Here is a 25,320-nt window from a genome sequence, read left to right on the forward strand (position 1 = left end):
GGCCATGGGCCATTCTTTATTTAATTAGTGTTGCACTTAAAGTGTAAATTCAAGTGCAAAAAAACACAAATTATAATTCATTTGTTCACCAAAATCAGTCACCCATTTACAAACTGTTTGGCTATCAAAAAATACGTTGATAATTCGTTAGAAGCTCATATACGGACTTTTTAGCAAGTTTCGCTAATTTAATGCAAAAATATCAAAAATCTGTAAAACGGCTCAAAATGCCCGAGAATCGTCATTGACGTGTACTTTTAGTAAACAAAGAGGTATAATGAAGTAAGTAAAAAGGTGGGTGAAATTGTGAAAAAAGATGTTTTTATTGATACGCCATATATCACTCTTGGACAGATGCTCAAAGAAGAATCAATCATTGCCAGCGGTGGCCAAGCCAAATGGTTTTTAAGAGAAACGACAGTTAATGTCAATGACGAACCTGACAATCGCCGTGGTCGGAAGCTGTATGACGGTGATCACGTTGAAGTTCTAGATGTTGGCTTATTTTTTATTCACTCAAAGCAGGGAAATGAATGAAGTTAACGGAAATTGAACTTCATAATTTTCGTAATTATGTTGATCAAACGCTCAAATTTTCCGATGGCATCAATGTTTTTCTTGGTGAAAATGCCCAGGGTAAGACAAATTTACTTGAAGCAATCTATGTTTTAGCACTCACGCGCAGTCATCGGACCAATAATGAAAAAGAATTGATCAATTGGCAAAGCCAGACTGCTCAAATTAAGGGTCGCCTTCAAAAACGTCTGGGAACTGTTCCCATTGAGTTGGATCTGGGTCCCAAAGGAAAACGAGCGAAGGTTAATCATTTGGAGCAGGCGAAGTTGTCCACGTACATTGGGCAGTTGAATGTGATTTTGTTCGCGCCCGAAGATTTATCAATCGTCAAAGGAGCCCCACAAGTTCGCCGCCGATTCATGGATATGGAATTTGCCCAGATGAGTAACCGGTATTTGTACAATTCCACCCAATACAAAAAAATATTAAAACAGCGTAATCGATATTTGAAAGATTTGCATTATAAACGGCAGAAAGATCGGGTGTACTTGGATGTCTTATCCGATCAGTTGTCGGCGTACGGTGCAGAAATTATTTATCAAAGACTCCAGTTACTTAAAAAGCTGGAGAAGTTTGCCCAGAATGTTCATTCTGAGATTTCACAAGGAAAAGAAAAGTTGGCATTCGACTATCGCACCACGGTTGAGGCTGACCAACTTGGTTCAGTGGAATTAATTTATCAAAGTTTATTGAAGCATTTTGCCAAGATCAAAGACAAAGAGATTTTGCGGTCAACTACACTAATTGGCCCACAACGTGATGATTTGCATTTTGTGATCAATGGCAAAGAAGTTCAATCGTTTGGATCCCAAGGCCAACAACGAACCACCGCACTTTCAGTTAAGCTCGCTGAAATTGACCTGATGAAGGAACAGACAGATGAGTACCCGATTCTTTTATTGGATGACGTGCTCTCTGAACTTGATGATTTTAGGCAAACTCATTTATTAACTGCAATTCAGGATAAAGTTCAAACATTTCTGACCACTACCAGTTTGAGTGGTGTTCAGCAGGAGTTACTAACCAATCCCCGGATTTTTCGGATTAGTGAAGGTAATGTGACAATGGAAAAATAGCGAAGGAGAATCAAAATGGCTGACGAAAAAGAAACTAAAAAAGAATTAGCTCACGAATATGATGCGAGCCAAATTCAAGTTCTTGAAGGACTGGAAGCTGTTCGTAAACGTCCCGGTATGTACATCGGAACCACTAGTTCACAAGGACTCCACCATTTGGTATGGGAAATTGTCGATAACGGAATTGATGAAGCATTAGCTGGATTTGCCAGCAAAATCACCGTTACTGTTGAAAAAGACAATAGTGTTACTGTCACCGATGATGGTCGAGGAATCCCTGTCGATATTCAGAAGAAGACCGGGAAGCCCGCTTTGGAAACAGTTTTCACGATTCTTCATGCCGGTGGTAAATTTGGTGGCGGCGGATACAAAGTTTCCGGTGGTCTGCATGGTGTTGGTGCGTCAGTTGTTAACGCCCTGTCGTCCGAACTGGATGTTGAAGTTACCCGTGATGGTAAAGTTTACTATATGGACTTCAGCCGCGGTCATGTAAAGACCAAGATGAAAGTTGTCCGCGAAGTATCTGACGATCTTCATGGAACCAAGGTTCATTTCCTGCCAGATCCAGATATTTTCCGTGAAACGACAACCTATGACATCAAAATATTGACTGCCCGTTTGCGTGAATTGGCATTCTTGAACAAAGGGTTACGAATTGTCATCCGCGATCTCCGTCCGGAAAAGCCAACTGAACAAGATTTCATGTATGAAGGTGGTATTAAACATTACGTTGAATACCTCGATAACGGCAAAGACACTTTGTTAGATGAGCCAATTTATGTTGAAGGCGTCATGAATGGCATTACTGTTGAAGTCGCTATTCAATATACAAACGATTATCACAATACATTAATGACCTTCACTAATAATATCCATACTTATGAAGGTGGTACCCATGAGGAAGGCTTCAAGCGAGCCTTAACCCGGGTAATTAACGATTATGCCCGCAAGAACAAACTCTTGAAGGACAATGAGCCGAACCTTTCCGGTGAGGATGTCCGTGAAGGAACCACTGCGGTTGTCAGCATCAAGCATCCGGATCCTCAATTTGAAGGTCAGACTAAGACCAAATTAGGTAACTCCGATGCTCGGACTGTTACTGATCGAATTTTTAGTGATCATTTTACGAAATTCCTGATGGAAAATCCTAAGATGGCCCGGAAAATTGTTGACCGAGGGATGTTAGCCTCCAAGGCGCGTTCTGCAGCTAAACGTGCCCGTGAAGTTACTCGGAAAAAGAGTGGCTTGGAGATCAGTAATCTGCCTGGCAAATTGGCTGATAATACCAGTAAAGATCCTAAGATTTCTGAATTATTCATTGTCGAGGGTGATTCTGCCGGTGGTTCAGCAAAGCAAGGCCGATCACGTTTAACGCAAGCCATCCTGCCAATTCGTGGGAAAATTTTGAACGTTGAAAAAGCCAGCATGGATCGGATTTTAGCCAACGAAGAAATTCGTTCACTATTCACTGCCATGGGAACCGGATTTGGTGAAGACTTTGATTTATCCAAGATCAATTACCACAAACTGATTATCATGACAGATGCCGATGTTGATGGTGCGCATATTCAGACATTGCTGCTGACATTGATTTATCGTTACATGCGTCCATTGATTGACGCCGGCTTTGTTTACGTTGCCCAACCACCGTTGTATCAGGTCCGCCAAGGAAAAATGTCTCGATACATCGATTCCGATGATGACTTGAGTTCCTTCCTGGGAACGTTGCAGCCATCACCAAAACCTGTGATTCAGCGATACAAAGGTTTAGGTGAAATGGATGCTGAACAATTGTGGGATACCACAATGAATCCAGAAAACCGCCATTTGCTGAGAGTTGAGTCATCAGATGCAGCCGAAGCAGATAAGGTCTTCTCAATGTTAATGGGCGATAAGGTGGAACCGCGTCGTGAATTTATTGAGGATAACGCAACGTTTGTGGAGAATTTGGATGTGTAAAACCCAGAGTGTGACGAGACCCGGGTTGGCCCCGGAGTGTAAGCCGGAAATTTAAATGATGAATGGTTTTTGTTCATCGTTTAAATTTTTGGCTTACACAGTAGGGGTCAGGGTCGTCGAAACACGTTTCCACTAGGTAGAATGACGGTACAAAAAACCAATCTAAAAATAACAAAAATCATAAAATGTTTCACATGAAACATACCACCCAAACCCATGAATGGAGGTAAATAATTTGGCGAATAAAGATAACCATGATGAACCAATTGCTGGTCGAGTCACCAACGTTGATCTATCTAAAAAAATGCGAACTTCATTTCTTGACTACGCCATGAGTGTTATCGTTGCCCGTGCGCTGCCTGATGTCCGTGATGGTTTAAAACCAGTTCACCGTCGTATTTTGTATGATATGCATGAACTGGGTGTTACACCTGACAAACCTTATAAAAAGTCAGCCAGAATTGTTGGAGATGTTTTAGGTAAGTACCATCCCCATGGCGATACGGCTGTGTACGAGTCAATGGTTCGAATGGCCCAAGACTTCAGTTACCGTTACATGTTAGTTGACGGTCACGGAAACTTTGGATCAGTTGACGGTGATGGCGCTGCTGCGATGCGTTATACCGAAGCTCGTTTAAGCAAGATTGCCATGGAAATGCTGCGTGATATCAACAAAGATACCATCGATTTCCAACCCAACTATGATGGTACGGAGCGGGAACCAACCGTTCTGCCATCACGATTCCCCAATTTACTTGTTAACGGAGCGTCAGGAATCGCTGTTGGTATGGCAACTAACATTCCGCCTCACAATTTGGCTGAAGTAATCAGTGCGATTCATGTTTTGATGAAGAATCCTGATGCAACAACTGCAGATTTGATGGAAGTTTTGCCAGGACCTGATTTTCCAACTGGTGGGGTTGTCATGGGTAAATCCGGTATTCGGAAAGCCTATGAGACTGGTAAAGGAACGATTATTGTCCGTGCTAAAGTTGAAATTGAAGGTGAAGCCGGCGGCAAGCAACGGATTATTGCCACTGAATTACCATACATGGTTAACAAAGCCAAGTTGATTGAACGAATTGCCGAACTCGCTCGTGATAAGCGAATCGAAGGAATTACCGATATCAACGATGAATCCGACCGTGAAGGAATGCGGGTTGTGATTGATGTTCGCAGGGATGCAAGTGCAGAAGTTATCTTGAATAACTTGTACAAATTAACCTTGATGCAGACCTCGTTTAGTTTCAACATGTTGGCCATCGTCAAAGGGACTCCTAAGATTTTGAGTTTGAAAGAAATTTTGAACTACTACTTGGAGCACCAAGTTGAAGTTATTCAACGACGGACCAAATACGAGTTAAACAAGGCTCAAGCAAGAGCCCATATTCTCGAAGGATTGCGGATTGCCCTGGATCATATTGATGAAATCATCAAGATCATCCGTGGGTCACAGACTGGTGACGTTGCCAAAAACCAATTGATTGAAGGCTTCGGTCTTGATGACAAACAAGCCCAAGCGATCTTGGATATGCGTCTGGTTCGTTTGACCGGTTTGGAACGCGAAAAGATTGATAAAGAATACAATCAATTGATGAAGGACATTGAAGAATACAAAGCGATTCTTGCCAGCCGTGAACGGGTTAATGAAATCATTTATCAAGAATTACTGGAAATCCAAAACAAATTTGGTGACCCACGTCGAACTGAATTGTTAGTTGGTGAAGTTCTCAGTCTTGAGGATGAAGACCTGATCGAAGAAGAAGACGTCATTATTTCATTAACCCATAATGGTTATATCAAACGTCTGCCTACTTCAGAGTTTAAGGCGCAAAACCGTGGCGGTCGTGGTGTCCAAGGAATGGGTGTTCATAACGATGATTTTGTGGAACATCTAGTTTCAACTTCAACTCATGACGTGCTGTTGTTCTTCACTGATGCCGGTAAAGTCTACCGGATGAAGGGTTACGAAATTCCTGAATACGGCCGTTCCGCCAAGGGAATTCCTGTGATCAACCTGTTAAACATTAATAATGACGAGAAGATTCAAGCTGTCATTAATGTTTCAGATAAGAACAAAGATATTGAAAAAGATCTTTTCTTCGTCACTTTGATGGGAACGGTTAAGCGGACGCCGGTTTCGGATTTCGCTAATATTCGTAGCAATGGTCTCAAAGCCATTAACCTCAAGGATGACGATCAGGTCAGCAACGTGTTAATCGCTGACAAAGATCAAAACATCATTATCGGCACTCATCGTGGCTACGCGGTCAGCTTTAACGCTGCCGATGTTCGCTCAATGGGACGTTCAGCTACAGGTGTTCGCGGAATTCGCCTTCGTGAAAACGATTATGTCGTTGGCTCTGACATCTTGAAATCTGACAGCGAAGTCTTTATCATTTCTGAAAATGGTTATGGTAAACGTACCCCAGCTGCTGAATATCCAATCAAGGGTCGTGGTGGTAAAGGTATCAAGACTGCCAATATTACTGAAAAGAATGGGCCGCTTGCCGGATTAACGACAGTCACCGGTGAAGAGGATATCATGCTGATTACCGATCAAGGTGTGATGATTCGATTCAGTGTTGAGGATGTTTCTCAGACTGGCCGGGCAACACTGGGTGTTCATCTGATCAGAATGACAGATGACGCCAAAGTGGCAACCATGGCTAAGGTTGAAAAGCAGGATGATTCAGATGATGATCAGGCAAAGGATGACCAATCTGATGCAGGTCAAGCTTCTGATAATTCTGACCAAGGTACCGATCAAGATTCTAATTCAGATAATGAATAAAAACTTAACATTGAATTAATGAACCGGTGTGAGCTCTTAGCTCATGCCGGTTTTTTGATTTCGTTTCACGTGAAACAATCCAGATTGATTTTCGCGTGAATGAATTATGAAAATTGTCATGAAAAAAGTGAGCGAATTCTTTGACTTACTTTTCGTAAGTGATACACTTTTGTTAAGAATAAAAAAACAAAACAATTACCTGGAGGTTGTTAATTCATGACTGTTGTTAATGGTTACAAACAAAACGATAACGAAGAAAAAATTAATATTTTAAACTTGGAAGAGCTCGAAGAAAGAGCTAAGCAAATTATTCCAACTGGCGGTTTTGGTTATATTGCTGGCGGTTCAGAAAACAACTGGACTTTAAAAGCAAACCGTCAAGCATTCACTCACAAGCAGATTGTTCCTCGTGCTTTGAGCAATATTGAAGACCCTCAACTGGATACTAACGTGTTTGGCATTCCATTGAAGACTCCGATTATGATGGCCCCAACGGCTGCTCAAGGTTTGGCTCACTCACAAGGTGAAAAAGATACTGCTAAGGGTGTTGCTGCTGTCGGTGGTTTGATGGCACAAAGTACCTACTCATCAGTCTCAATTGCTGATACTGCTGCAGCTGGTAACGGAGCACCTCAGTTTTTCCAACTTTATATGAGTAAAGACTGGGACTTTAACTATTCATTACTTGACGAAGCTAAAAAGGCTGGCGTTAAGGGCATTATTTTGACAGTTGATGCCACAGTTGATGGTTATCGTGAAGACGACATCAAGAATAACTTCCAATTCCCAATTCCAATGGCTAACCTGACTAAGTTCAGTGAAGGCGATGGAAAAGGTAAGGGAATCGGTGAAATTTACGCTGCCGCTGCCCAAAAGATTGGACCAGACGACGTCAAGAAGATTGCTGACTACACTGATTTACCAGTTATTGTTAAAGGAATCGAATCACCAGAAGACGCCCTTTACGCAATTGGTGCCGGTGCTGCTGGTGTCTATGTATCTAACCATGGTGGCCGTCAATTAAACGGTGGTCCAGCATCATTTGATGTTTTGGAAGATGTTGCTAAAGCCGTTAACGGCCGTGTACCAATTATCTTTGATTCCGGGGTTCGTCGTGGATCAGATGCCTTTAAAGCACTCGCTTCAGGTGCCGATTTGGTTGCTATGGGCCGTCCAGTTATTTATGGTTTGGCTCTTGGTGGTGCTGAAGGTGTTCAAGCAGTTTTTGAACATCTCGGTGATGAATTAAAGACCATCATGCAATTGGCTGGAACAAAGACCATTGATGATGTTAAGAAGACTGATCTCTTAAACATTAAATATTAATCTGGGTGCAACTTCCTATCTTGGATATCCTCTACAGAATTGTTTCTGCTCTCGTGATGGGAATTAGCCTTAGAGGATACCCATGAGTGCTGCACAGTATTAGAACATTCCCCGTGTTCTTTTCCCCAAAAATATGTTAAAAAACGGTGTTCCTCATTTGTTGAGGGACACCGTTTTTTTGAAGCTGATTTTAATTAGTTAATATTTTTTCGTGGTCGACCAGTTGTTTGACCCTTATCCAAAATTTCTGGATGTTCATTGCGCGCATATGCGTAAGCGTGAGGATCCTGGCTGTTTTGATAACGATTTGAATGGTTATTTGATTGGGAACTTCTGAAGTAGTAGAATGCTGAAAGCCCAACGATGGTTAAAATTAAAAGTGTCATTGAATTCCTCGTTTCTTTATTTTTGTTTAAGTCATGGGACACGTGCAGAAAAGCGTTTCCAATCTGCCTAATATATTTGGAATTGATACTAGTGTACTGCCTAATTGGGAAGAGTCAAGCGACTAAGGGACCTCTTTATTGCAAAAGTTGTTCAAACGCTGATGCAGCAAGGGCTACCAAATTATTAAGGAATTATTTAATTCATTGGCAAAAAACTTTTACCAGAAAAAATAATCCTGACGATTTCCATCGTATATAATAAGTGTATCGTGAATCATCATTAGGCAATTGATATTTAGGTCCACACGTGGTATTATTTTATATTGTGAGTATCTGGGTAAAAACAGAAACTCTCCTTGCTCTCGGGAAGAGGGCCATAAGTCCACAAGGAGGTGCAAATCATGGAAGAAAAGAAATACGAAATTACTTACATCATCCGTCCTGATATTGAAGAATCTGCAAAATCTGCATTGATCGAACGATTCGACAAGATCTTGACTGACAATGGTGCTAAGGTTTTAAGTTCAAAAGACTGGTCAAAGCGTCGTTTTGCTTACGAAATCGGTGGCTTCAACGAAGGAACATATCATATTGTTACTTTAACTACTGATTCAGACACATCACTCAACGAATTTGATCGTCTTTCAAAAATCAATGGCGATATCTTACGTCATATGATCGTTGTTCGTGACGACTAATAATTGATTCTAATATGAGAGGAGCAAATTCAGCATGCTTAATCGTGCAGTTCTTACGGGTCGCCTAACCCGCGATGTTGATTTACGATACACTCAAAGCGGAACCGCTGTCGGTTCGTTCTCACTTGCCGTTGATCGGCAATTTACCAATCAACAGGGGGAACGAGAGGCTGATTTCATTAACTGCGTAATCTGGCGTAAATCCGCTGAAAACTTTGCCAACTTCGTTCATAAAGGTTCTCTTGTTGGAATTGATGGTCGTATTCAGACCAGAAATTATGAAAACGCACAGGGACAACGTGTTTATGTGACCGAAGTTGTAGTAGAGAATTTTGCCCTGCTTGAGCCCCGTTCTGCAAGGAACAACTCAAACGGTCAGCAAAATGGCGCTCCTCAACAAAATAACGGCAATGCCAATCCATTTGATAATAATTCAAATCCTGGTAATGGCGGTAATTCCAACAATAATGCCGGTAGTAAACCTACCAACAACAATGGTGGAAATAATGGCAACAGTGGGAACAGTAATCCCAATGATCCGTTCGCTAATTCCGGGGATTCGATTGACATTTCCGATGATGATTTACCATTCTAATGAATTGGTAAAGTAAATTTTCGAGGAGGAAAAACTATGGCATTTCAAAGACGTGGCGGCGGTCGTCGTCGTCGTAAAGTTGATTTTATTGCTGCAAATCACATCGAATACATCGACTACAAAGATATCGATTTATTGAAGCGATTTGTTTCAGAACGTGGAAAGATTCTTCCACGTCGTGTTACTGGAACTAGCGCAAAGAACCAACGTAGCTTAACAATTGCTATTAAACGTGCACGGATCATGGGCTTGATGCCTTTCGTTTCTGCCGACTAATAATGATTTATCGAAGTCATCCTTTTAGGGATGGCTTTTTTGCTGTCTAAAAAAGTCGCCTTCCTAAATTAATATAAGGAAGACGACTTATTCTACATAATTTAATTTTCACCAGTAACAGCTTTGGCATTTTGAACTGGTTGATCTGGACCTAATTTCTTCAAACCAATTCCGGTGAATCCACTCAACAATGAGAAGACTGGGCAAAGGAGACTGAAAAAGACAAATGGCAGGTATTGAATAGTAGGAACTCCCAGTGTGTTGGCGATGAAGACACCACCAACGCCCCAAGGAACCAGGTAGTTCAAAACAGTTCCGCCATCTTCGAGAACCCGACCAAGGGCACGACTGGCAAGGCTACCATTATTGAAGGTCTTTTTGAATGCCCGTCCTGGTAAGATGATTGACAGGAATTGTTCACCAACGAAGATATTGACCCCAATGCAGGCTCCTAAAGCAGCTGTAACCAATTTAGCCGGGTTATTCAACCTGGTAGCCAATGGTGACATGATCGCGCTGATAAGGCCAAAATGGACTAATAAACCACCAAGAGATAACGTCAAAACAATCAAGGCAACCGTGGGCATCATGCTGACGATCCCACCTCTAGAAAGTAATAGGTTAACTTCGCTGTTGGAAGTCTTGGCAATAAAGCCATTGGTGATAATTGTGCTGGCTTTGGTGACATTCAAACCAGGATTGTTCACAAACATCATCCCAGCTGAAACAAAGATGTTTAGGAGCATTGTAGGAATAGCTGCCATTTTGAAACCGGCACAGACAAACACTAAAATAATCGGAATTAACGCCACAATTGAAATATGAAAGTCGCTGTTCAATGCCGCAACCGTGGTATTGATTTTGTTCATATCGGCGTGGTTATGTCCCATACCCAGAACAGCGAAAGCGACGGTCGAAATCGTTGCGGCGGGAATGGTTGACCAAAGAATTGTTTTCATATGATCAAACAAATCGGTATCAACGACCGCTGCTGCTAAGTTATTGGTTTCAGAAAGTGGTGAACACTTGTCGCCGAAGACCCCGCCTGAAATAATTGCGCCGGCAACTAGTGCTGGGTTGAAGCTCATCGTTACTCCGATGCCAAAGAAGGCAATCCCGACGGTGGAGACAACTGTGAAACAACTACCAACTGCGGCACCAACTAATGAACATACCAGAAAGACAGTGGGTAGGAACCATTGGGCACTGATGGCTTTAAAACCGATAACCATCAGAGTTGGAATCGTTCCAGCGGCGATCCAGGTACTGATCATCGCCCCAATTAAAATGAAGATCACAATGGGAATAATACCTTTATCAATACCATCTTTGATGCCGGCATTAATTTCATCCCAACTAAATCCAGTGATTTTTGCCCAGAAAATGGTGACGGTAATGGCTAATAATACTGGAACTTGTGGCGATAATCCCAGGCCGATAACGCCGGTTCCCATAATTGCTAAAGCAATAACTAAGACCAAAATTGATTCTCTCAAACTAACTTTACTATTTCTCATGATGCCAACCTCTTTTTATTTTCAAATTTTTAGTTTCTATATTAAATTCAGTTGACCATAATATCGTGGCAGGCCGCCATTCGTTGTTCTTTTCATGTTAAATCCCCCTTAAGTCAATAAAAAAATCGTCCCTACTGCATCTAAATGCAATAGGGACGATTTTTACCGTGGTACCACCCAACTTGTGTATCAAAAATACACCGCTCACTAGAAGATAATGGATTCTAGTTATTGACCATTGTCGTAATATTACGGTATTTCGTGACCTTACCCTGATTGGTTCGCAGCAACCACCAACTTCCTGACGCCCAGATAAGGAACTACTTCATGTAATTCGACTTTAATTATTAGAATGAGTATAAAACTTGATGAGATTAATTGCAAGAAATGTTTTCTTTGTTCCGATCCTGTCGGACATTAGTGTAATGATCCAAAAAATAGTCATTATTCTAAATAATCTAAACAAATATTCCGTTTTCGCCTAATAATATCCAAAAAAATCTTATTTTCACCTTTTTAAACAACGAAATGTAACCAAACCTAACATCAAAGTCTGTTTTGTGATAATATAAATGCATTCTCATTAGAACCTTTTAATCTAATTCTTATGTTGCTCTTATTTAGGAGGATGCCTATGAAGTCAAAAATTCAAGAGAACCAAGATGGAACCATGCGAGCTTTAAGTAACCGTCACGTTCAGATGATCGCGATTGGTGGAACGATTGGTACTGGGTTGTTCCTGGGATCTGGGAGTACCATCAGTAAGACTGGTCCATCAGTAATGCTGATCTATTTAGTCCTCGGACTCTTTTTCTTCTTCATGATGCGTGGAATCGGTGAAATGTTTTACTCCGATCCGTCCCAGCATACATTTGTGTCATTTATTTCCCGTTACTTAGGTCCGACGGTTGGCCACTTTACCGGCTGGACGTACTGGATCGGTTTGGTATTCGTTTGTATGGCTGAGCTCAGTGCGACTGCCACATATGTCAAATTCTGGTTCCCCTCGATTCCGGCTTGGATTATTGAAGTCGTGTTCCTGGCAATTCTAGCCAGCGTTAACTTAATTGCTGCACGATTGTTCGGTGAAGCAGAATTCTGGTTTGCCATGATCAAAATAATTGCGATTTTAGCCTTGATTTTCACAGGAATTTTCATGATGTTCCGCCATACCGTCACTCCGGTTGGCCATGCCACAATTAGTAATCTTTTTAGCAATTTTCAATTATTCCCTCATGGTGGTGTGAACTTTATTGCCGCATTCCCAATGGTTTTCTTCGCTTTTATGGGAATTGAATTTGTTAGTATCACAATTGGTGAGGCTAAAAACCCACAAACAGTTATCAAAAAGGCTGTTAATGAAACACTGATTCGAATTTTAATCTTCTATATAGGTGCGTTGACGGTTATCATGGGAATCATCCCTTGGTCATCAATTACGCCTAATAGCAGTCCTTTCGTTCAGGTATTGAAATTAGCAGGACTCCCAGCTGCAGCGGCGGTTATTAACTTCGTTGTTTTGACCTCTGCAGCCTCATCGTTAAACAGTTGTATTTTCTCTGCCGGCCGACATTTCTATCAGTTGGCTACAGAAGTTCCGGAAGACAGCTGGATGCGAAAAACGTTTGCCAAAATTTCCAAAAATGGTGTTCCAGCCCCAGCTATTATCTTCTCGGCTGCCCTGGTCCTCATAACGCCACTGATTAGTTTAACGAATGGCTTAGCGTCAGTATTTACCATTGTAACTGGGATTTCCAGCGATATGTATATTATCGTTTATACATTGGCAATGCTGGCCCACAGAAAGTATCGTCAATCTGCTGACTTCCTGCCAAATGGGTTTCTAATGCCCGCATACAAAATTATGAGCCCACTGACGATCGCGTTCTTCGTGGTCATCTTTGGATCATTGTTCTTCGTTCCAGAAGATATCATTGGCGCAGTTGGTGCCATCATCTGGACCGCAGTCTTCGGTGGTGTAACGTATCTTCATCAACGAAAATTGGTTCCCGACACAGATCAATAGAATTATGAAAACCCAAGTAGAATAAAACTAAAGATCTGTTTCCTCCAATAAAATAAATTCAAGAATTCCCGTCAAACGATTGGCGGGAATTTTTCTAGTCCATTTTAGTGCCATCTGTTCAAGAATTCCCCAGGCCATTTAATACCATTTAGTATTCCAAAGTTATCATTCCCACCCAATAAAGTTTTTCGCTTGGCATTGCCAGTCATAGTGAAAGTGCTGTTGAGCGGCTGAAAGCAGCGATTACAGCACCCCGGTATTTCGAGACTACAGGCTCGAAATCCGGGCCACTATGGCAGGCGGAGCCAAGCGAAAAACTGACAGCCAAAGCGCAATATTTGATTTTTAAACGATATAAATTGAGATGTTAATAACCACAAACAGTCGCATGAATAAAAGGAGCCCGGATTTATGGTAAAATAAGACCATTAAGCTATTGATGAAGAGGAATTAACATGAAAAATTGGTTTACAAACAACAGTGGTGAATTGCCACCATTTGTTCATAACCGACGCCTCAGGAGAATCATGATTTTTATCTCGTTAATCGTGATTTATGGCATCGTTATTTCATTTTTATATAACATCGTGGCTTCCCTCATTCTAATCGTGATCAGTGTCATTGGTCTGATTTTCACCATCGTGATGATGAACGAAATCAGCTCGGATACTAACCGTTATATTACCGACTTATCGTATCGAATCCACCGTGGCGAACAGGAATCGCTCCTGGAAATGCCGATTGGGGTCATGATTTTAAATGACGATGATTTGGTAGAGTGGGCAAACCCCTATATGGTGAAGTACTTTAAGGATGAAAATTTACTGGGCCGAAAGATCGACGATATTGATCATGATCTCCAGCAGTTGATCACTAAGTACGCCGAATCAGATGAGTTCCATACGATCACGTGGCGCGATCACAAATTTACCATGCTGATCCAAAAGGAATACAACTCCGTTTACCTGATGGACATCACTCGCTACGCAAATCTCGAGGAACGGTACAACGAAGAACAGATTTCCGTTGGCCAGATTTTCTTGGATAACTATGACGAAATCACCCAGTCGATGACCGACCAGGAAATTTCCAATCTGAGTAATTATGTCACCAACGAGTTGGCCACTTGGTCACAGAAATACGGGATGTATCTTAAGCAGATTGATGACGATCATTTCTTCCTGCTGGCTTACTCCAAGTCGCTGACAGCGATCGAAAATGACAAATTCAACATTTTGGACACTGTCCGTGAGACAACTTCCAAGCAAAACTTCCCACTGACCTTGAGTATCGGAATCGCTTATGGCGAAGATGACTTGAATAATTTGGCAGATCAAGCCCAAAGTAACCTTGATTTAGCCTTGGGTCGTGGTGGTGACCAAGTTGTTGTTAAATCATTGGATGGCACTGCCCGATTCTATGGTGGTAAGACCAACCCAATGGAGAAGCGGACCCGGGTTCGGGCTCGGATGATTTCTCAAGCCTTGAATGAATTGATGAGTGCTTCAGATCAAGTCTTTGTTCAAGGTCATACGCGACCCGACATGGATTCATTGGGTGCCTGCTTGGGTATCCGGCGAATTGCCCAAATGAACAATAAAAAGTGCTGGATCGTCCTTGATAAGGAAAAGGTTCACTCGGATATCCAGCGTTTACTGGAAGCAACCAAGAAATATCCAGAAATTGCCGATTCAATCATCACCCCGTCTGAAGCCATTTCCAAAGCAACTGATAGTAGTATGTTAATCATGGTGGATCATTCCAAGCCATCGATTAGTATTTCTGAAGATTTGTATAAACGGATGTCGGCCAAAGTGGTCATCATTGATCATCACAGGCGTGGTGAAGAGTTCCCCGAAAACCCAATGTTGGTCTACATCGAACCCTATGCATCATCAACTTGTGAGCTGATTACCGAAATGTTTGAATATCAGCCTCATGAAGAAGAACCAATCAACCGAATTGAAGCAACTGCGATGTTAACTGGGATCTTTATTGATACCCAGCGCTTCTCAATGCGAACCGGTACCAGAACCTTTGACGCTGCCAGTTACTTGAGATCAGCGGGTGCCGATTCCGATGAGATGCAGCAGTTTATGAAAGAAAATATCGATAGTTACCTGCAACGCAACCACTTAATCTCCAAAGTCGAATTTTTCCACAAGAATATGGCTTTGATTGTCGGCGAAGAAGATCAGGTATACGATCCAGTCACTGCGGCTCAAGCCTGTGATTCACTGCTGACAATGTCTGGGGTCGATGCATCATTCATCATTACCAAACGATCCGACGGTCAAATTGGCGTCTCCGCTCGAAGTACTGGTACTGTCAACGTCCAAGTCATTATGGAACAAATGGGCGGTGGTGGTCACTTATCCAGTGGTGCTACTCAGGTTTCCGACAAGACGATTGCCGATGTGAAAAAAATGCTGCTTGAAACGATCAAGAATATCGATGATAATGAATAAAGGTATTTAAATTTTTGAGGATAGTAGGAGTGATCTGTTATGAAAGTAATTTTTCTAGAAAATGTCCGTGGTAAAGGTAAACGCGGGGAAGTTAAAGAAGTTCCTGACGGCTATGCTCAAAACTTTCTGATTAAAAATGGAAAGGCAAAGGCCGCATCCAAAGCCGCCATGAGCCAACTCAAGGGTCAACAAAAAGCCGAAGAGAAACGCGAAGAAGAAGAGCTTGAAGAATCCAAACAGTTGAAAGCAAAGCTCGAAGATGACAAGACTGTCGTTGAGCTTAAGGCGAAGTCTGGAACTGACGGCCGTCTCTTTGGTTCAATCCCAAGCAAGCAAATTGCCACCGCACTGGAAAAACAGTATGGTGTTAAGATTGATAAGCGCAAGATTGAATTACCTGAGCCAATTAAAGTTGCTGGATATACCAACGTGCCGGTTAAGCTGCACACTGAGGTTACTGCAACAATTCGGGTACATGTTTCGGAAAAATAATAGAGTGTGACGAGCAATGGGTGAGGCGGTTTCTAAGGGAGCTTTGGTTGAAGTCCCTTGTTTTGGGACTTTAATCAAAGCTCCCTTAGAAGTTAGCCTCAATTGCGTCGGAACACGTTTGAGTAGATAACAGTAATTATCTAACACTAGACTCACCACAAAGCACGGTGCTTGTGGGGAGTCTTTTTCTCATCAAACCTAATCAGATTTATATATAGTTGTGTGCTACAATTTATGTATTGTATTTTAATGTGAACGAATTTGAGGAATAAACATGAGCAATGAGTTTGTAAACGAGTTACCACCACAAAATATCGACGCGGAAAAGGCGGTCTTGGGATCAATTTTCCTGAGCACTGACGCTTTGGTGGAGTCCATGGAGTTCTTGGAGCCGGACGACTTCTACAAGCATTCTCACCAGATCATCTATAAAGATATGGTTGAGTTAAACGACCGCGATGAAGCGATTGATGTTGTGACGATAACCAATATTTTAACTGAACAAAAGAACTTGGAAGACGTCGGTGGAATGGAATATATTGCCGATCTGGCCGGTTCTGTGCCGACCGCTGCCAATGTTACCTACTATGCCAAAATCGTCAAGGACAAGGCCATTTTAAGGCGCCTGATCCAAACTGCGACCAACATCGTTACCAGTAGTTACAATACTGATGATGACGTGACAACGGTCTTGGACGACGCTGAACGAGACATCATGAACGTGGCTGAGAACCGAACGATGTCTGGATTTAAGCCAATCAAAGAAGTCTTGAACAATGCCTTCAACGAGATCGATCGTTTGTCTCAAGAAGGGGATGCCGTAACCGGTCTTTCGACAGGGTATCCTGAACTGGATAAGATCACCACTGGTCTGCACAGCGATGAATTAATTATCTTGGCTGCCCGACCAGCCGTTGGTAAAACGGCCTTTGCGTTGAACTTGGCGCAAAATGTGGGTACCAAGACCGACAAAACAGTGGCCATTTTCAGTTTGGAAATGAGTGCCGAATCTCTGGTTAACCGGATGCTGTGTGCGGAAGGTAGCATTGATGCCAACCATTTGCGGACCGGTCAGTTAACCGAAGACGAATGGCAGAATTTGGTTGTCGCCATGGGTAGTTTATCCCGGGCCAACATCTACATGGACGATACGGCTGGTATCAAGATGTCTGAAATCCGTGCTAAATGTCGTCGTTTAGCTAAAGAAACCGGCAACTTGGGTTTAGTGGTTGTCGATTACCTGCAGCTGATTGAAGGCAGCAATGCCGAAAACCGGCAACAGGAAGTTTCCGGAATTTCACGTCAGTTAAAGAAATTGGCCAAAGAACTCCATGTGCCTGTCATTGCGCTATCCCAGCTTTCTCGTGGAGTTGAGCAGCGTCAGGATAAACGACCAGTCTTGTCAGATATCCGTGAGTCCGGTTCAATCGAACAGGATGCCGATATCGTTGCCTTTCTTTACCGTGATGATTATTATCGGGATGAAGATGATGACGACAGCGATGATTCCGGCTCCGAGGGTGAAGACGACGAAAATAACGTCGGTGAAGTTGAAGTCATTATTGAAAAGAACCGATCGGGTCCTCGGGGAACGGTTAAATTGCTGTTCGTGAAGTCGTATAATAAGTTCTCGTCGATTTCGTATGCACAGCAACAGTAATGTTTATCTTAAGCAATATAAAATCATAAAAAAGCTGTCTGCCACATCCTAATCGAGGGATGCCGCGGACAGCTTTTCTGTTTTTGGATAAAAAAATAACAACCACGGCTACAAGTAGCTGCGTGATCGTTATTTAATGGTATGTAATTGATGGGCAGTCAGGGGCTCGAACCCTGGACCCACGGATTAAGAGTCCGTTGCTCTACCAACTGAGCTAACTGCCCATTACTAACCGACTTAAATATAATAGCATATGCGCAAAATATTTGCAACACGGAAAAGTGGATATTTTGAGATAAAAATTAATTGGAATTGGTATAGTGAACACGAAGCCATTTTCTGAAAAATTCATTCACGTCGTTTGAAACAATTTGTAAGCTATGCGGGTCTTCATTCGCCTTTATTTGACCAATATGGGTCTGTGTTATAATAGCAACATGTTGGCGTGTGCAAATTTTTAGAAAATAACAATATTAAAATCCATGTTAGGAGAAATTGTTAATGGCAAAAAAGATATTAGTTGTAGACGACGAAAAACCGATCGTCGACATTGAAAAATTTAATTTAACTAAAGAAGGCTACGAAGTTTCTGTAGCTTATGATGGCGAAGAAGCATTACAACAAGTCAAGGACGTTGATCCGGATCTGATTATCCTAGATCTGATGTTACCCAAAGTCGATGGCTTGGAAGTCGCTCGTGAAGTGCGCAAAACCAAGGATACTCCAATCATTATGGTAACTGCCAAGGATTCTGAATTGGATAAAGTTCTTGGACTGGAACTCGGTGCGGATGATTATGTGACCAAGCCGTTTTCAAACCGTGAACTGGTTGCCCGGGTGAAAGCAAACTTACGCCGTCAGGGATCCAACAGTAACAACAATAACGAAGAAGACGAAAATAAAGACATTAAAATCGGTGATTTGGTTATTCATCCAGAAGCTTACTCGGTTTCCAAACGTGGTGAAAACATTGAATTAACTCACCGTGAATTTGAATTGCTTCATTATTTGGCACAACATATTGGTCAAGTGATGACCCGTGAACATTTGCTCCAAACAGTTTGGGGCTATGATTATTTTGGTGACGTCAGAACCGTTGATGTGACTGTCCGTCGATTGCGCGAAAAAGTCGAAGACAGCCCAAGTCACCCAACCTGGCTGGTTACTCGCCGTGGAGTAGGTTATTACCTACGCAACCCAGATAGTGATCAAGCTTAATCTCAATGAAATCAATGCATAAGGGGTATTAACCGGTTGTGAATAATCGAATTAAGTTTTACCAATCAATCAAATTTAAGATAGCGCTGGTTTTCGCCCTGATTCTCTTGGTAACGCTGGAAATTGTTGGTGCGGTCTTCGTGCGGCAGTTGGAGCACCAAAATTTGGCGACTTTTAAAAACCAAATTCAGCTGCAGACATATGTCACTAATTCATTGACTACGCAGCTGTCACAATCCAATGAAACCAAAGCCAATGGTCGGATCAAGACGATTCTAAACGATTCCGACAGTGGCAATACCGCTCAAATTCAGGTTATCGATAATAAGGGAACCATTCGTGGAACCAATCAGATTAATAACCAGGCGATTGTTGGCCAAAAAACCACTGATGATAACGTGAAAAACGCAATCTACAATGGCAAGAAGTTTGAAAAAACAACCTATGATTCATCAACGGGTGCGCGTTATTACACGATGATCTCGCCGTTGATTAAGAGCTCCAATAATAATAGTACGGTCGTCGGGGTGGTCTACACTCGGGCGAACCTCGATAGCGTCTATGACAGCATTAACAGCATTACGCTGATCTATCTGTTTGCCGCGTCGATTGCTATTATATTGGGGTTATTAATCTCGATCGTGATTTCTCGAGCGATTACGCGACCAATTGAAGAAATGAAGAAACAGACCATCAGAATTGCCCGTGGGGACTATTCCGGCCAAGTTCATGTGTATGGAAACGATGAGCTGGGTCAACTTGCCAGTGCGGTTAATAACCTGTCTGTCAGGGTTGAAGAGTCCCATGAGTCAACCGAGTCTGAACGACGCCGGCTGGATTCAGTTCTCGCAAACATGACCGATGGTGTGTTGGCTACCGATCGTCGTGGAAACGTCATTATTATTAATGAAACAGCGGCCAGCTTCCTGGACCTCGATGAAAATCAGGCCATGGGTAAGTCAATTCTGGATGTTTTAGATATTCGTAAAGATTACAGTCTGCGTGATTTGCTGGAAAAACCGGATGAATTGATTCTTGATTTTTCAAGCGAAGATCACAGTCTTGTTTTGCACGCCCATTTTTCACTAATTCAGCGGGAATCCGGCTTTATTAGTGGGTTGGTTTGTGTGCTCCGTGATATCACCGAACAGCAGCGAATTGACCAAGACCGGAAGCAATTCGTTTCCAACGTTTCTCATGAATTAAGAACGCCGTTAACCAGTGTCCGTTCATACATCGAAGCTTTATCTGACGGTGCTTGGAAGGATCCCAAGTTGGCACCGAAGTTCTTAAAAGTGACTCAGGATGAAACTGACCGAATGATTCGAATGATCAATGATCTGCTGACATTGTCACGGATGGATTCCGGGACTCAGAAGATGGAAGTCGAATTGGTCAATATCAATGAATTGTTCAACTATGTCTTGAACCGCTTCGATATGATTCTCAAAAAAGAGGACCATCCAGAAAAGACTTATACGATCAAGCGCTACTTTACCAAACGTGATCTGTGGGTCGATTTGGATACCGACCGTTTCACTCAAGTTTTGGATAACTTGATGAATAACGCGATCAAATATTCACCGGATGGCGGCGTGATTACCTGCCGGCTCTACGAGACCAGAAATAAGGTCATTTTGAGTGTCAGTGACCAAGGTTTGGGAATTCCACGAAAGGATATTCCTCATATCTTTGATCGGTTCTACCGAGTTGACAAGGCACGTTCTCGGCAACAAGGTGGTAGTGGATTAGGATTGGCGATTTCAAAGGAAACCGTCGAAGCTTTGCATGGCCAAATTTGGGCCGAGAGTGTGGAAGGCAAAGGATCAACGTTCTATATTGCCCTGCCATATGAACCGGTAGAAGAGGAGGACTTGTGGGATGAGGTTTAGTAAATACTTAATACCACTTGCACTCACCATTGCGGTGGTTGTCAGTCTAACGCTCTCGGTTGTTCTCTGGACCAATCCAGCCAACTATCGGACCAATAAACAAACGTCTCAAACGCCCCAGACGCAGCAGATGATTAAGCCTAAACGGTACGTTTATTCACCCGTTCAGGCTATTCATACCAATGCGGACGGCAGTCAGCAGATCTTGGTGAACAAGTTAGTCAACACGGTAACTGAAGTTAAGAAGACCATGCATAACTACAAGGATCCAAAGATTAAGACCTTGAGCAAAAATTCGCGAACCGACTATTTCCGGATTGCCAACCAGACCGATTCGATTATGCTGAACTATTCAGATACCGTTTCAATGCGAGCTCTGAACGCAATTGTCAAAAATCGTTTCCGTAAATTACCGAATTACAAAATTAATCGGATTGTGCTGCCGACTAATAATTCCACTAAGCTATACCTTTTATATGATAAGAATTTCACGGTATACGAAGTAGATGTTAAAAAGCACAGTCTCAAGTCCTTGAATAAGGTCTTGAAGATGGACATGCGGACGCAGCCTGCCAGTTTTAAACTGTTAAATAATAAACCAATTGTATATGTTACGACTGCAGTGCAGATGCAGCCATACAAATATTTGATCGATCGTCAATCAGACGACTATTACGTCAGCCGGTTGTTAAACACACAAGATTCAACCAGCATCAACGTCAAGCGCCGAAAGAACATGACGATTTATGGTGATCAAAGCTCTCTGCAGTTAACGTTTAATTCCAAGAACCGAATGGCTGAATTTTCCGACTTCCGGCCCAATCATAACCGGCGTAATTTGACGGCCACGATCAACGATTCGTATAAGAATCTCACTAAACTGGGATTGCCAATGGATAACGTTCGTTTCTTCAGTTATGATGACAACAATCGAACTGTTACGTATCGAACTTATGTAGAAGGGTTCCCAATCTTTAGAACTAACGGATTTGGTACTGTTTCTACTCGAACAATGAATTCCAGTGCGCAACGGATACTATTTTCATTGGATAATCCGGAAGTGCCACTTCCAAGTAATAAAGGTTATGTTTCTCTGCCATCAACTGAAACAATGTTGAAACGGCTGGAGAATCATGGTTATAAGCTGAAAGACTTGCAAAAGGTCCGTTTGGGTTACACTTGGAAGAAGGATTCAACCTCACCATTGTTGATTGATTTGAATCCGGACTGGTACGTTTATTACAACAATAAATGGCGCAGTTACACGTCACTTATGAACCAATATTAGGAAAGGAGGGAGCCTGGTGAACTTTCGAAGAATTGAGATCATCTTTTTGGTGACCTTTATCGCGATCGACATTTTCCTGTTTGGGATGTTCAAGAAGAACATGGATATGCAGGCCGACAACGTCTCTCAAGGAGATTCGGATTCCGTGATCGTCAAAGAAATGCGCAATGACCAGATCAAAGTCGGCAATTTATCTAAGAAGAATGAAAATGCCTACTATATCTCCGGTGAACAAAGCGATGTTTTACGTAACCAGATGGGTCAACTTGCCAACCAGACTCCCCAATTTGTGGGCCATGAGCTGGAAAGTGAACTCAAAACTCCGATTACGGTTGATAAGAACAATCCACGGAAGTCGATTGATAAGCTGTTAACGGATTCAACGTTTGTCTTGTTCGGCGATCAATACGTTTACAGCAAAAACCTTTCAACCAGCCGCAATATCGTATACAATCAAAAGGCGATGGGGAGTTCGATCTATTCCTCTGAGGCCCAAATCAGATTTACTTTAAATTCGAATCATCAAATTGTCAGTTATACCCAGTCATATTTACAGGGGATTAAGAGCCTGCGCGAAAGCTCGGAAACTATTTCGGAAACTCGGGCATTGATTTGGCTGTATCAATATAATGAAATTCCCAATAACACGACGGTTGCCTGGACAAACCTGGGATATACGAAGTTATTATCAATTGATGGTGATCGCGTCTTTATCCCAACCTGGATTATCGCGATCAGACCGCAAAACTCGACTCAGATTCAGTTGAAGCGGATTAACGCGTTTACCGGTGGCATCATCAAGGAAACCGACGAGAATTTGAAGAATAATCCCTCATCAATGAATTAAAGTTAGGAAGAAGAACCGTTATGAATAATGATGACATGAAAATCAGTATCCTTGCCAGTGGAAGTGGCGGCAACGTGACTTACATTGAAACACCGGATCACAAGATTTTGTGCGATGCCGGTTTAAGTGGTAAGAAAATTGAAGCGCTGATGCAATCGATCGGTCGTGATCTCAGCGACGTTGATTCACTTTTTGTGACCCACGAGCATTCTGATCACCGATTGAGTGCTGGGGTTTTGGCACGCAAATACGGTATCCAAGTTTATGCCAATGAAGGCACTTGGAATGCGATGGCGCCTAGAATCGGCAAAGTGGCTGATGATCAAAAGAACATTATTGCACCAGATAGTGTCATGGACATGGGTGATATTGACGTTGAAAGCTTTTCAGTATCCCATGATGCTGCCGAGCCACAGTTCTATGTCTTTCATCATAACAACAAGTCCTTTGTTATCCTGACCGATACCGGTTATGTTTCGGATCGAATGGAAGGCGTCATTAAAGACGCCGACGGTTATCTGTTGGAATGTAATCACGATATTGAAATGTTGGAAAACGGGGATTATCCTTGGCTGACTAAGAAACGAATTTTGGGCGATCAAGGCCATTTGTCCAATGAAGATGGCGCCAATGCCATGTTGGACGTTATTGGCCATCGGACGAAGAAAGTCTTCCTGGGTCACCGAAGTGTTCATAATAATATGAAGACCTTGGCACATTTGACGGTTGCTTCTATCTTGGAAGACCACGATATGGGTGTTGGAGAAGATTTCAAACTGTACGATACCTCCCAGGACCACGCGTCACCTTTAATGATTATTTAAAGACTCTTTAGATATTTCTAAACTTTTAAACACACTTTCGTCATGAAAAAAGTATATTATAGGTAATATAAAATAATAAGGGGGCACACTAATTGGCACAAAATAATGGTTTTGGAAAATTCATTGCGACCGCTGTAATCGCCGGCGCACTTGGCGGCGGAATTACTTACGGCGGAGTTTCTTATTTCAATAACAACAATAACGGAACTGGAACAGAGCTGGTCTCTGGCACGAACAAGAATGGCAACACCAAGGTCAGCAATGTGAAGGTGAACCTCAATACACAAGCAGAAAAGGCGTTTAACGCAACTAAGAGCACCGTCGTTTCTGTTATTAATTTACAAAAACAAAGTTCAAATGATGACACATTGTCTGGTATCTTAGGTCAAATTCAAGGCGGTTCTTCAAGTAGCAAGAAGAGCAGCGGCGAACTTGAAGCCTCAAGTGAAGGATCCGGTGTGATTTATAAGAAGAGCGGCAATACCGCTTATATCGTTACCAATAACCACGTGGTTGCCGGTGCCAACGCCCTTGAAATTATTTTGAGTGACGGCTCCAAGGTTTCCGCTTCAGTTGTCGGAAAAGATGCCGTTTCTGATTTGGCAGTTATCAAGATCAAGTCTGATAAAGTGACAAAAGTCGCTACGTTTGGTGATTCTGATAATATCAAGGTTGCCGAACCGGTTCTCGCAATTGGTTCTCCACTTGGTTCTCAGTACGCAACTTCAGTGACCCAAGGAATCATTTCCGCTAAGAAACGGGAAGTGCCACAAACCTCAGAAAGCGGTGCCCAAATTGGTAACGCAACGGTTATTCAAACTGATGCCGCCATTAACCCTGGTAACTCAGGTGGTCCATTAATCAACTTCGCGGGCCAAGTTGTTGGAATCAACTCGATGAAGTTGGCTTCTGATCAACAAGGTACCAGTGTTGAAGGAATGGGCTTTGCAATTCCAAGTAACGAAGTGGTTATGATCATCAATCAATTGATCAAGAACGGTCAAGTAATCCGTCCAGCATTGGGAATTGGCTACACAGACTTGTCGAACATTTCCGAGCAGCAGCAACGCTCTATTTTGAAGCTGCCTAAGAGTGTGACCCAAGGTGCAGTCGTTCTCAATGTTAACTCGAATTCACCTGCTAAGCGGGCTGGATTGGCCAAATACGATGTCATTACCGAGTTGGATGGCACTAAGATCACCCAACAAAGTCAATTGCGTGATATCTTATACAAACACAAGATTGGTGACAAGATTTCTGTAACTTACTACCACAAGGGTGACAAGAAGACTGGTTCAATTACATTGAACGAAAAAGCAACCAGCAAAGTTTTGAGTGAAGCAACTAAATAGTGATGATTAAACAGATAACCTTCGTTCAGTGATGAACGGGGGTTATTTTT

General features: G+C 42.4%; 20 protein-coding genes and 1 tRNA gene. 18 read left to right on the forward strand and 3 right to left on the reverse strand.

Annotation, left to right across the window (positions count from 1 at the left end; all coding sequences use genetic code 11):
• Nucleotides 1–294 precede the first annotated feature (294 nt).
• From yaaA to FD05_RS00425, 5 genes are all read left to right on the forward strand, one after another.
• A complete protein-coding gene (gene yaaA, locus FD05_RS00405) occupies nucleotides 295–537 on the forward strand; it encodes a S4 domain-containing protein YaaA (protein ID WP_020281438.1) in 243 nt (80 codons plus the stop codon).
• Entirely contained in the window at nucleotides 534–1,652 is a 1,119-nt protein-coding gene (recF, locus tag FD05_RS00410; RefSeq protein ID WP_020281439.1) for a DNA replication/repair protein RecF, read from the forward strand. Before yaaA ends, recF begins: the two co-directional genes overlap by 4 nt.
• Nucleotides 1,653–1,667: 15 nt before the next feature.
• Complete coding sequence (gene gyrB, locus FD05_RS00415) at nucleotides 1,668–3,611, forward strand: DNA topoisomerase (ATP-hydrolyzing) subunit B (RefSeq protein WP_020281440.1); 1,944 nt, start codon at nucleotides 1,668–1,670, stop codon at nucleotides 3,609–3,611.
• Nucleotides 3,612–3,831: 220 nt separating this feature from the next.
• A complete protein-coding gene (gyrA, locus tag FD05_RS00420; protein WP_039933025.1) occupies nucleotides 3,832–6,405 on the forward strand; it encodes a DNA gyrase subunit A in 2,574 nt (857 codons plus the stop codon).
• A 216-nt stretch (nucleotides 6,406–6,621) separates the two neighbouring features.
• A complete protein-coding gene (locus FD05_RS00425; RefSeq protein WP_020281442.1) occupies nucleotides 6,622–7,731 on the forward strand; it encodes a lactate oxidase in 1,110 nt (369 codons plus the stop codon).
• A gap of 194 nt (nucleotides 7,732–7,925) precedes the next feature.
• On the opposite strand, the gene FD05_RS00430 is transcribed toward FD05_RS00425, so the two are convergent.
• Nucleotides 7,926–8,117 carry a hypothetical protein gene (locus tag FD05_RS00430; RefSeq protein ID WP_020281443.1) on the reverse strand — a complete coding sequence of 64 codons (192 nt, stop codon included), beginning with the start codon at nucleotides 8,115–8,117 and terminating at the stop codon, nucleotides 7,926–7,928.
• 401 nt (nucleotides 8,118–8,518) lie between these two features.
• Here FD05_RS00430 and rpsF point away from each other — a divergent pair, with 401 nt between their 5' ends.
• Genes rpsF through rpsR form a run of 3 tightly spaced genes read left to right on the forward strand, consistent with a single transcriptional unit; the run spans nucleotide 8,519 to nucleotide 9,686 of the window.
• A complete protein-coding gene (gene rpsF / locus FD05_RS00435; protein ID WP_020281444.1) occupies nucleotides 8,519–8,815 on the forward strand; it encodes a 30S ribosomal protein S6 in 297 nt (98 codons plus the stop codon).
• A gap of 34 nt (nucleotides 8,816–8,849) precedes the next feature.
• On the forward strand, nucleotides 8,850–9,410 hold the full coding sequence (gene ssb / locus FD05_RS00440; protein WP_020281445.1) for a single-stranded DNA-binding protein: 561 nt from the start codon (nucleotides 8,850–8,852) through the stop codon (nucleotides 9,408–9,410).
• A gap of 36 nt (nucleotides 9,411–9,446) precedes the next feature.
• The gene (gene rpsR, locus FD05_RS00445) at nucleotides 9,447–9,686 is read left to right on the forward strand and encodes a 30S ribosomal protein S18 (RefSeq protein WP_020281446.1); all 240 of its coding nucleotides are present in this window, start codon (nucleotides 9,447–9,449) and stop codon (nucleotides 9,684–9,686) included.
• A gap of 101 nt (nucleotides 9,687–9,787) precedes the next feature.
• Here rpsR and nhaC read toward each other — a convergent pair whose 3' ends face one another.
• Complete coding sequence (gene nhaC / locus FD05_RS00450; protein WP_020281447.1) at nucleotides 9,788–11,203, reverse strand: Na+/H+ antiporter NhaC; 1,416 nt, start codon at nucleotides 11,201–11,203, stop codon at nucleotides 9,788–9,790.
• 634 nt (nucleotides 11,204–11,837) lie between these two features.
• On the opposite strand from nhaC, the gene FD05_RS00455 reads away from it, so the two are divergent.
• The 4 genes from FD05_RS00455 to dnaB all read left to right on the forward strand — a co-directional run bounded on the left by FD05_RS00455 (nucleotide 11,838) and on the right by dnaB (nucleotide 17,849).
• Nucleotides 11,838–13,229 (forward strand): amino acid permease, encoded by a 1,392-nt coding sequence (locus tag FD05_RS00455; protein WP_020281448.1) that lies wholly within the window; start codon nucleotides 11,838–11,840, stop codon nucleotides 13,227–13,229.
• 455 nt (nucleotides 13,230–13,684) lie between these two features.
• Nucleotides 13,685–15,697: a DHH family phosphoesterase gene (locus tag FD05_RS00460; RefSeq protein ID WP_191980526.1), complete on the forward strand. Its 2,013-nt coding sequence runs from the start codon at nucleotides 13,685–13,687 to the stop codon at nucleotides 15,695–15,697.
• 39 nt (nucleotides 15,698–15,736) lie between these two features.
• The gene (gene rplI, locus FD05_RS00465) at nucleotides 15,737–16,189 is read left to right on the forward strand and encodes a 50S ribosomal protein L9 (RefSeq protein ID WP_020281450.1); all 453 of its coding nucleotides are present in this window, start codon (nucleotides 15,737–15,739) and stop codon (nucleotides 16,187–16,189) included.
• Between the two features lie 274 nt (nucleotides 16,190–16,463).
• Entirely contained in the window at nucleotides 16,464–17,849 is a 1,386-nt protein-coding gene (gene dnaB / locus FD05_RS00470; RefSeq protein ID WP_020281451.1) for a replicative DNA helicase, read from the forward strand.
• Between the two features lie 151 nt (nucleotides 17,850–18,000).
• Here the strand turns inward: dnaB and FD05_RS00475 are convergent.
• A tRNA-Lys gene (locus FD05_RS00475) sits at nucleotides 18,001–18,073 on the reverse strand.
• Nucleotides 18,074–18,350: 277 nt separating this feature from the next.
• Here FD05_RS00475 and yycF point away from each other — a divergent pair.
• The 6 genes from yycF to FD05_RS00505 all read left to right on the forward strand — a co-directional run bounded on the left by yycF (nucleotide 18,351) and on the right by FD05_RS00505 (nucleotide 25,270).
• Nucleotides 18,351–19,067 (forward strand): response regulator YycF, encoded by a 717-nt coding sequence (gene yycF / locus FD05_RS00480; RefSeq protein ID WP_020281452.1) that lies wholly within the window; start codon nucleotides 18,351–18,353, stop codon nucleotides 19,065–19,067.
• Nucleotides 19,068–19,105: 38 nt separating this feature from the next.
• On the forward strand, nucleotides 19,106–20,959 hold the full coding sequence (gene walK / locus FD05_RS00485; RefSeq protein WP_039933028.1) for a cell wall metabolism sensor histidine kinase WalK: 1,854 nt from the start codon (nucleotides 19,106–19,108) through the stop codon (nucleotides 20,957–20,959).
• Nucleotides 20,949–22,247, forward strand: coding sequence for a YycH family regulatory protein (locus tag FD05_RS00490; RefSeq protein ID WP_039933030.1), 1,299 nt, complete (start codon nucleotides 20,949–20,951; stop codon nucleotides 22,245–22,247). Before walK ends, FD05_RS00490 begins: the two co-directional genes overlap by 11 nt.
• 16 nt (nucleotides 22,248–22,263) lie before the next feature.
• Nucleotides 22,264–23,094: a two-component system regulatory protein YycI gene (locus FD05_RS00495; protein WP_020281456.1), complete on the forward strand. Its 831-nt coding sequence runs from the start codon at nucleotides 22,264–22,266 to the stop codon at nucleotides 23,092–23,094.
• A gap of 20 nt (nucleotides 23,095–23,114) precedes the next feature.
• Complete coding sequence (locus FD05_RS00500) at nucleotides 23,115–23,918, forward strand: MBL fold metallo-hydrolase (RefSeq protein WP_020281457.1); 804 nt, start codon at nucleotides 23,115–23,117, stop codon at nucleotides 23,916–23,918.
• Between the two features lie 92 nt (nucleotides 23,919–24,010).
• On the forward strand, nucleotides 24,011–25,270 hold the full coding sequence (locus FD05_RS00505) for a S1C family serine protease (protein ID WP_020281458.1): 1,260 nt from the start codon (nucleotides 24,011–24,013) through the stop codon (nucleotides 25,268–25,270).
• Nucleotides 25,271–25,320: the final 50 nt, after the last annotated feature.

The organism is Lentilactobacillus otakiensis DSM 19908 = JCM 15040 (genome assembly GCF_001434145.1).
Taxonomy (GTDB): Bacteria; Bacillota; Bacilli; order Lactobacillales; family Lactobacillaceae; genus Lentilactobacillus; species Lentilactobacillus otakiensis.

Bases quoted from the DNA above. Each gene is read 5' to 3' on its own strand.
- recF (WP_020281439.1), top strand. From the start codon at position 534: ATGAAGTTAACGGAAATTGAACTTCATAATTTTCGTAATTATGTTGAT.
- gyrB (WP_020281440.1), top strand. From the start codon at position 1,668: ATGGCTGACGAAAAAGAAACTAAAAAAGAATTAGCTCACGAATATGAT.
- gyrA (WP_039933025.1), top strand. From the start codon at position 3,832: ATGGAGGTAAATAATTTGGCGAATAAAGATAACCATGATGAACCAATT.
- FD05_RS00425 (WP_020281442.1), top strand. From the start codon at position 6,622: ATGACTGTTGTTAATGGTTACAAACAAAACGATAACGAAGAAAAAATT.
- FD05_RS00430 (WP_020281443.1), bottom strand. From the start codon at position 8,117: ATGACACTTTTAATTTTAACCATCGTTGGGCTTTCAGCATTCTACTAC.
- rpsF (WP_020281444.1), top strand. From the start codon at position 8,519: ATGGAAGAAAAGAAATACGAAATTACTTACATCATCCGTCCTGATATT.
- ssb (WP_020281445.1), top strand. From the start codon at position 8,850: ATGCTTAATCGTGCAGTTCTTACGGGTCGCCTAACCCGCGATGTTGAT.
- rpsR (WP_020281446.1), top strand. From the start codon at position 9,447: ATGGCATTTCAAAGACGTGGCGGCGGTCGTCGTCGTCGTAAAGTTGAT.
- nhaC (WP_020281447.1), bottom strand. From the start codon at position 11,203: ATGAGAAATAGTAAAGTTAGTTTGAGAGAATCAATTTTGGTCTTAGTT.
- FD05_RS00455 (WP_020281448.1), top strand. From the start codon at position 11,838: ATGAAGTCAAAAATTCAAGAGAACCAAGATGGAACCATGCGAGCTTTA.
- FD05_RS00460 (WP_191980526.1), top strand. From the start codon at position 13,685: ATGAAAAATTGGTTTACAAACAACAGTGGTGAATTGCCACCATTTGTT.
- rplI (WP_020281450.1), top strand. From the start codon at position 15,737: ATGAAAGTAATTTTTCTAGAAAATGTCCGTGGTAAAGGTAAACGCGGG.
- dnaB (WP_020281451.1), top strand. From the start codon at position 16,464: ATGAGCAATGAGTTTGTAAACGAGTTACCACCACAAAATATCGACGCG.
- yycF (WP_020281452.1), top strand. From the start codon at position 18,351: ATGGCAAAAAAGATATTAGTTGTAGACGACGAAAAACCGATCGTCGAC.
- FD05_RS00490 (WP_039933030.1), top strand. From the start codon at position 20,949: ATGAGGTTTAGTAAATACTTAATACCACTTGCACTCACCATTGCGGTG.
- FD05_RS00500 (WP_020281457.1), top strand. From the start codon at position 23,115: ATGAATAATGATGACATGAAAATCAGTATCCTTGCCAGTGGAAGTGGC.